Here is a 6,965-nt window from a genome sequence, read left to right as displayed (position 1 = left end):
ACGTCCGTCAGTGTACCATAGCGGGTCTGATACTCTGCGGTGTCCAATAGCACATTGGCCAGTTCGGTTAGCTTAAGCTGCCCCTCTTCCACATAGCGGACCAGCACCTCAATTTCACTGGGATCCAAATCCCGATCAAGGACTGTATCGTAAAGCTGTGCTGCTTCCTCCAGCAGTCTCGCCTTGGCCTGATTATCAAGGCGCCGCGTTGTGACACTTGTCGTGCCGCCTTTGGTTTCCTCCATGCTCCATGTTTCCATGCCCATAGCATCAATTTCATGAGAGACCTTGATGTTTGTGTCTGTTGCAGAGGCTATAACGCCGTTGTCCCAGGTGTAGCTGCCATCCTTCAAAACAGAATGCGTGAACGTCTGCGTAACGCCATCGCGCAGGGTCGTCGTCGTCAAACCATCAGAAGAAGTGGTCGTAATTGCAGTTTTCAGGACGGTGCCGTTTTCGTCGTAGGCGGTTTCAGTGACCGTACTGCTACCATCTGCCAGTACTTTTGTTACTTCCGTTTTGTCTTTTTTGGCATCGCCGTCAAAATCATAGGTCTTTGTCACGGTGCGGCCATCAGAGCTCACCGTTCCCGTGAAGCTTGAGCGTAAAGTTCCGTCTTCTAGGCGGTCGCTACTGCTGAAGGTTGAACTACCATCCTCATGCAGGATGGTTTCATATTCAACGGTGATATCCGTTTTGCCGTCACCATTGGAATCGATAGAGGTCGTTTTTGTCAGCCCGTTTGCCGAGGTTACCGTTTCGCTGGCGTAGTGCAGGTTTTCGCCATAGTTTTCTTCAAAGACACGAACCTCACTGCCGGAGGCATCATAGGACACAGTTGTGCTGCGGGTAATCTCGGCGCTGCCGTCGCCATCAAGGTCAAAGGTATAGCTTTGCTCCGCCCCGTTGGCAGATAAAGTCTGAGTCACAGTAGAAGCCGTTGACCCATCTGCCAACAGCTGTGAGTGGGTTGTTGTCTGGTTGTCGCTCAAATCGATCTGGGTGAGGGTCTTTTGATCAATTGCACCATCACCATCAAGGTCAAGAGTGATTGTTTGCGTGCGGTTATCCTCACTGGTCACAGAAACGACTTCCCGCAGTAAGTCCCCGCCTTCTGCGAACAACTTTACGGTCTGGGTACTGCCGCCAGCAGCCCCATGCTCACGCTCAGTTGTTCTGTTGGTGGTGCCATCGCCGTCAAAGTCTGTGGTCTGCGTGATCTCCAGTCCGTTACCACTCGTGGTCTGGGTAGAAGAGGCGACGGTGTTGCCATGCTCATCTTTCGTCGTTGAGACCTTAGAAACTTCCCCACTATTGGCAAAAGTGGTCACACGGGTTGTTTGGCTTTCATAGGAACCATCACCATCACGGTCTGTACGCGTGGTAACCGTCTGACCATCTCCTGAGGTCTCATAGTTCTCCCGTGCCAGTACATCACCCTGACCACTTTGGTGGGTAAAACTGCGCATACGGCTACCGTCAGCAGCAAGGACCGTGACATCCTCTAGGCTGCGATCGGTTGTACCATTGCCGTCAAGATCAAACGCAAGTGTTGTTTCCAGACCATTGCCGCTCGAGGTGCCTGTGGTCTTGGAAAGCAAGGCACCGGTTTCAGAATAGGTGGAGCGTGTTGTCGTGGTGACGCCATCGTCGCTGATCACAGTAGTGATTACTTCATCGTTCACGCCATTGCCGTCGGTATCTACCGTGCGAGTACGTTCGTTGCCATTACCGCTGACAGTCTCAACGGTTTTTGACTGCAGCGAGCCATCAGCAGCACTCACATTGACTGTGGTGGTCCGGGAGCCGTCCGGCGCAATAACGGTGGTCGTGGTTTGCGTCCTGTCCGTCACGCCGTCGCCGTTGTTGTCTTCCTGGCGTGTTGATGACAGGCCGTCATCGCTGATCGTTGAAACTGTACGGTTCCATAGAGTACCATCTTCTCCGCTCATTGTCGTGGTGCTGGTTGTAGACCCGTTGGCATTCAGGGCCTGCTGCGTTTCAGAAATACTCTCAAAAGTACCGTCACCGTCTCGATCACTCTGCGTTGTGCCGTCAAGACCATTGGCACTGGACACCGTCCGGCTCTGGCTCTGAAGAATGCCATCGGCGTCCTGCTTCTGAGTTACGCTCTCAGTAGTACCGTTATCGGCAATGGTTTGCGTTGTCACAGTATCCGTTTTACCGTCGCCGTTGGAATCTTTCTCAGAGACTACCGAACGGCCATTATCAGAAACACTCTGCATCGACCTATTGCGCAATTCACCGAAGGCATCGCGCAGTTCACTGGTTGTGAGTATCGACCCGTCGCTGTGAAGGACACTCGTCGTGCTCTCAATGAGATCATAAGCCCCATCACCATCCGCATCGGTCTTGATGGTGGTGGTCAGTTGATCATCACTGACTTGCGTTTGGCTCCGGCCCAGCAGGTCACCATCTGCAGCTTGTGTCTCCACCGTTCTTGTGGTGCTACCATCCTGTTCAAGAACGGTCAGGTCCTCAACCACCCGCTCCTCGGTTCCATCCCCGTTCTGATCGGTTCGTGTGACTGTCTCCAATCCATCATCGCTAACCGTGACTGAGCTTGCACTGCGCAAGGTGTTATCAGCATTTCGCGTTTGCTGAACGGTTGTCTGGCTGCCATCGGCATGGAGTGTGGTTGTGCTGCGCACGCTCACATCCATGGCCCCATCTCCGTCCAGATCGCTTTGCGTGCTGGAGACAAGACCATTAGCACTGGTGTTGGCAACCGATTGACTAAGCACGGTGCCATCATTGGCGTAGGTTGTTTCGGTTAAGGTAATGGAGCCATCGCTCGCTTGTTTTTGAAGCGAGACACTATTCGCACTGCCGTCTCCGTCGAAATCTGCAGAGATCGTTTGTGTCCGGCGGTCAGCGGTCTCCTCGACCACCGTCTGCGCGAGTCGCGAGGTTCCATCACCGGCATAGGTTGATGAACTCAAGGTCGTACCACCATCAGCTTCAAGCCCTAGCGTTTCGACAGTTTTTTCTTCAATCTGACCATCTCCATCCACATCCATTGTGGTGGTCGTAGTCAAACCATCGGCACTGGTGACCACAGTGGTCACAGCCCGCAATGACCCATCCTGATTGCGCGTGGTAATGGTCCGTGTCGCGGCCCCTTGAGCATCGATTGCGGTGCTATCTGTGACAGAGACATCCGTGTCGCCATCACCGTCGCTATCGGTTTCCATCACCGTATGCAGGCCATCAGCACTGGTGGTAGAGAGTGTTTTTGCGTTGATGGATCCATCTGCATTGCGGGTCCAGACGCTGGCAATTCGATCCTGAGTTGAAGTGTCAGACACGACTGATGACACAAGTTCGCTTGCTTCAAAACTCCCATTCTGGTTCAGATCCACCCAGGTCTCCTGGCTGACCTTGTCAGCGCCGAGGGTTTGTTTGGAGGTTGAGCGTACAGAGCCGTCACCATTAAGCTCACTCACTATCTGTTCCCGGCTACCATCAGCATTGACAGTGGTGATATCCTCGGTGGTCAGATCAATATCACCATCGCCATCCAAATCAGTGAGCGTGGTGTTGGAAAGTGCATCCTCTGACTGCGTGGTCGTGGACATGTTTCGGAGCGATCCATCACCATTGAGGACCTGTATTGTTGACGTCGATGCCCCGGTGCTGGCTACTTGGATTATCAGACTCTCACGAACATCGATGTCGCCGTCGCCATCAAGATCACGAAGGATTTCCTTGGAGCGGCCATCTGCACTCACATTTTCGCTGATGTGGGAACGCTGCGAGCCGTCCTGGTTCGTTGTAGTCATGGTTTCGGTCCGGCTGCCATTGGCTTTTGTGGTGATCCTATGGGTCTCCACAGTATCGGCCGCACCGTCACCATCCACATCAACACCATCAGCACGCACGGACCCATCCGCCGTTACCGTCTCGCTGCCGCTGGAGATCACCGAGCCGTCCATGGCAAGCTGGCTGACCACAAATGTCTGGCTGCCATCATCAGCAGTCGTGCGTACTTCGCGCACACTGAACCAGCCGCCACCGGTGGCATCTCGCTCGATGATTTCAAGGGTGCCATCAACGCTTCTGGTTATGACTGTCCGTGCCGTTAAGACAGCACTGGCCGCATCAGCACCTTGCCAGTGGGTTTCTGTTTCCACCCGGTTTCCATCGGCCTTAAAAACTCTCTCAATCGTTTGGATCCGATCAATTACTCCATCGCCATTGTCGTCATAGCTCAAGTTCTTTGACAGGCCGTCATGAGACGTTTCGGTGAAAATACGGTAGGCAACAGCACCATTTTCTGCAAATGTCGTGATGCTCACATGGCGCGTACCTGCAGCATCAACAGTTTCAACTTGCTCTACCCGATAGCCTTGCCCTTCGGATACTAGCATCACATCCCCAAGCGTACCGGTGGATCCATCTGCCCATGTGAAGGTTGCTTTTCCGGTAATTATCGAACCGTCACTCAGCTCTATATTGCTGGCGTCAGCCCGCAAGCCGAGTTCTGTAATTCCCAATTCTGTAAGAGTTTTAACCGTCTGTGAACCGTCCGCATTGGTCACAAGAACCTTAAACTTGTCAAAGTCCTCATCTGCAGCACTCAAGACCCCATCGCCATTACTGTCAAAGACCGATGCGAGCGCTTCCATGTCACTGGTGGCCGTAGGATCCCATTCGGTAAACACGAACTGGCGCTGTTCCGTAATGGCGTTGCGGCCATCAGGATCAAAGAATAAGACCCCATCTCCAGCAGCGGCCCAGGCCGTGCGGTGAAGCAACCCACTCCCATCGGCGTCTATAAAGATATCAGACTTCCCGAGCCCAGTAACTTCCAACCCATTACCATTCAGGTCCAGAATTATAGGCATAACGTGGAGCCCTAAGGCATCCAGTTCATCCTTGAAATAATTGGCAGCATCTAAAGAGTTGTGGGTCCCAACAGGTATTGCGTAGTCATTGGGACGCATAAATATGTTCCCAGTGGAATCCAGTATGCCTTGCGCCAGTGTCGTTGGATTATCTACAGTACCAAGCGATGTCACTCGAGTTACTTCAGGTATTGACGCCCCTGACATGTAATTAGCAAGTGTCTTGAGCCCAATAAGAGTGGGTATTGGACCAATGGATTCTGTGAGTGATGGTCCCTGCACATTCGTAATCTCTCCAACCGCATCTGGGGCTAACCGTCCGACCTCCTCTGCAATACCGCCACCCATCGAATGGCCCGCGATATCAATTTTCTGGCCTGTTGCCTCGTAGTGCTTCTGGGCATAATCAGCGATTGCGCGCGCCGCTTGGGTTCCAACCCCCAACCCAAGACCGATGAGATTGTCGTACGCATCCATTGAAGTCCAATCATCTGTTCCACGAGGAGCAATGGTTAGTTTCCCGGTCGCTTTTTCCGTGATTAGAAGGGCTGCTTGATGGGCAGGATAGTCCACGAGACTTGAAAAATCCTTGATTTCATACTTTTCGAAGAGCTCAGGATATTTTTCTTGAAGTGCTGCGGCATCAAAATATGACAGCCTGGAGAAAAACACACGAACGGCTAATTCCGCTTTTGGCACGGCAGTTATATCGGCTTTTAGTGCAGCTTCTATATCGGCTTTTAGTGCAGCTTCAGGACCTTGCATAAGGCCAGATATTGCGCTCCCGACGGGAGCAAGAAAGGCGTCATTGACAAAACTGGCAGCACCTTGAAAGGCACTTCCTATTCCATCCGCGAAACCAGAGACTAAATTACCAACCCCTGCAACAGTATCAGAAACAAAACTGTTAAAACTCTCATTGGCAGTGCTTAAGAAGTTCCCAACACTTTCAGCCGCACCACTAAAAACATCGCCAATACTCTCAACGACCCCACCGACAAAACTGCTAATCCCCTCCGTAATTCCACTAGCTAAACTGTTGAGACCGTCGCTGGCTCGACTAGTAAAATTACTTAAACTATCAGATACGCTTCCTGCGAAATCACTTAAACTATCAGATATACTTCCTGCGAAATCTCTAATACTATCATATGCATCGCTAAAATAACTCATGGTATAAATTCCTATATTATTCGAAGGTTACCAGACTTCGAATTCAAAAATGATTGAATGCAGTGCCTCAACCCTGTTGCTTGGGGCAAGGACTTCTCAATGTCTGCTCCCGCCCGCCAATTAGGCTCACAAACCGGTTAGTAATGATCGTTTGGTAAGTGGAAATCCAGCTGCCCGGCGAGATCGCGTGAGAAAGTTTCGTATCTGCAATTTGACCTGCAGCAAACGAGCGAGGGAGAGCATAAAGCCTTGCGTCTGCCATAAAACCAGCAAATACGAGATGCCAAGGATTTGACGGACCTCGAGGACCAGATCGGTCTAACTGTGTTGAGCGCCCCGTGAAGGGCTATGTGTAACAAGCCACATCTGAGCAAGATTGCTGCTGCCCCATGTCGTCATATCACCGCGTTGCCGAGAGCTCACAATATTGGTTGACCAAGTAGTGAAGCGGTAGTGTTTTTTGGAGAGATTATGGTGGCTAGGCTCATCATACTTGTGGGACATGAAAGACCTCATGATTGCAGTAAGCATCACGCATACAACCATAAAAATATCCGTGCAACCATTTTGTCAAAAGTGCGGTGAGCTCGGAATAAGCACATAAAAAACTCATCTATTTATTCAAATTTCAGACAAGGATTAGTTTGAGCCCTTAGCAATAAGTTGAAAGAGATTGACCTGGGGTTGCGCATTTGCTCTGCTCCGGATCAGACCCGATGTCAGTAATGGTCAGTCTGTAACAAGCTGACCAAGATCAATTTACGATTGAAGTCAGGCACTGACCAGACGGGCCTAGAGTTTGATCGAATGGCAGGTATTGGTCAGTCGGGTATTTCCAGATCGTCAATAAGAGCGACTGTAGAAGCCTTCAGTTGGACGTGTCTCAACTCATAATGGAAACACCCGAATGACCGCTTGTGACCC

General features: G+C 51.3%; 1 pseudogene. It reads right to left on the bottom strand.

The annotated features are described in order from the left end of the window. A pseudogene (locus BMZ51_RS22715) lies at positions 1 to 6,041 on the bottom strand (hypothetical protein); the annotation flags it as partial. Between the last annotated feature and the right edge of the window lie 924 nt (positions 6,042 to 6,965).

The organism is Pseudovibrio axinellae, assembly GCF_900110875.1.
Taxonomy (GTDB): Bacteria; Pseudomonadota; Alphaproteobacteria; order Rhizobiales; family Stappiaceae; genus Pseudovibrio; species Pseudovibrio axinellae.
This window is presented reverse-complemented; position numbering and strand designations above follow the sequence as displayed.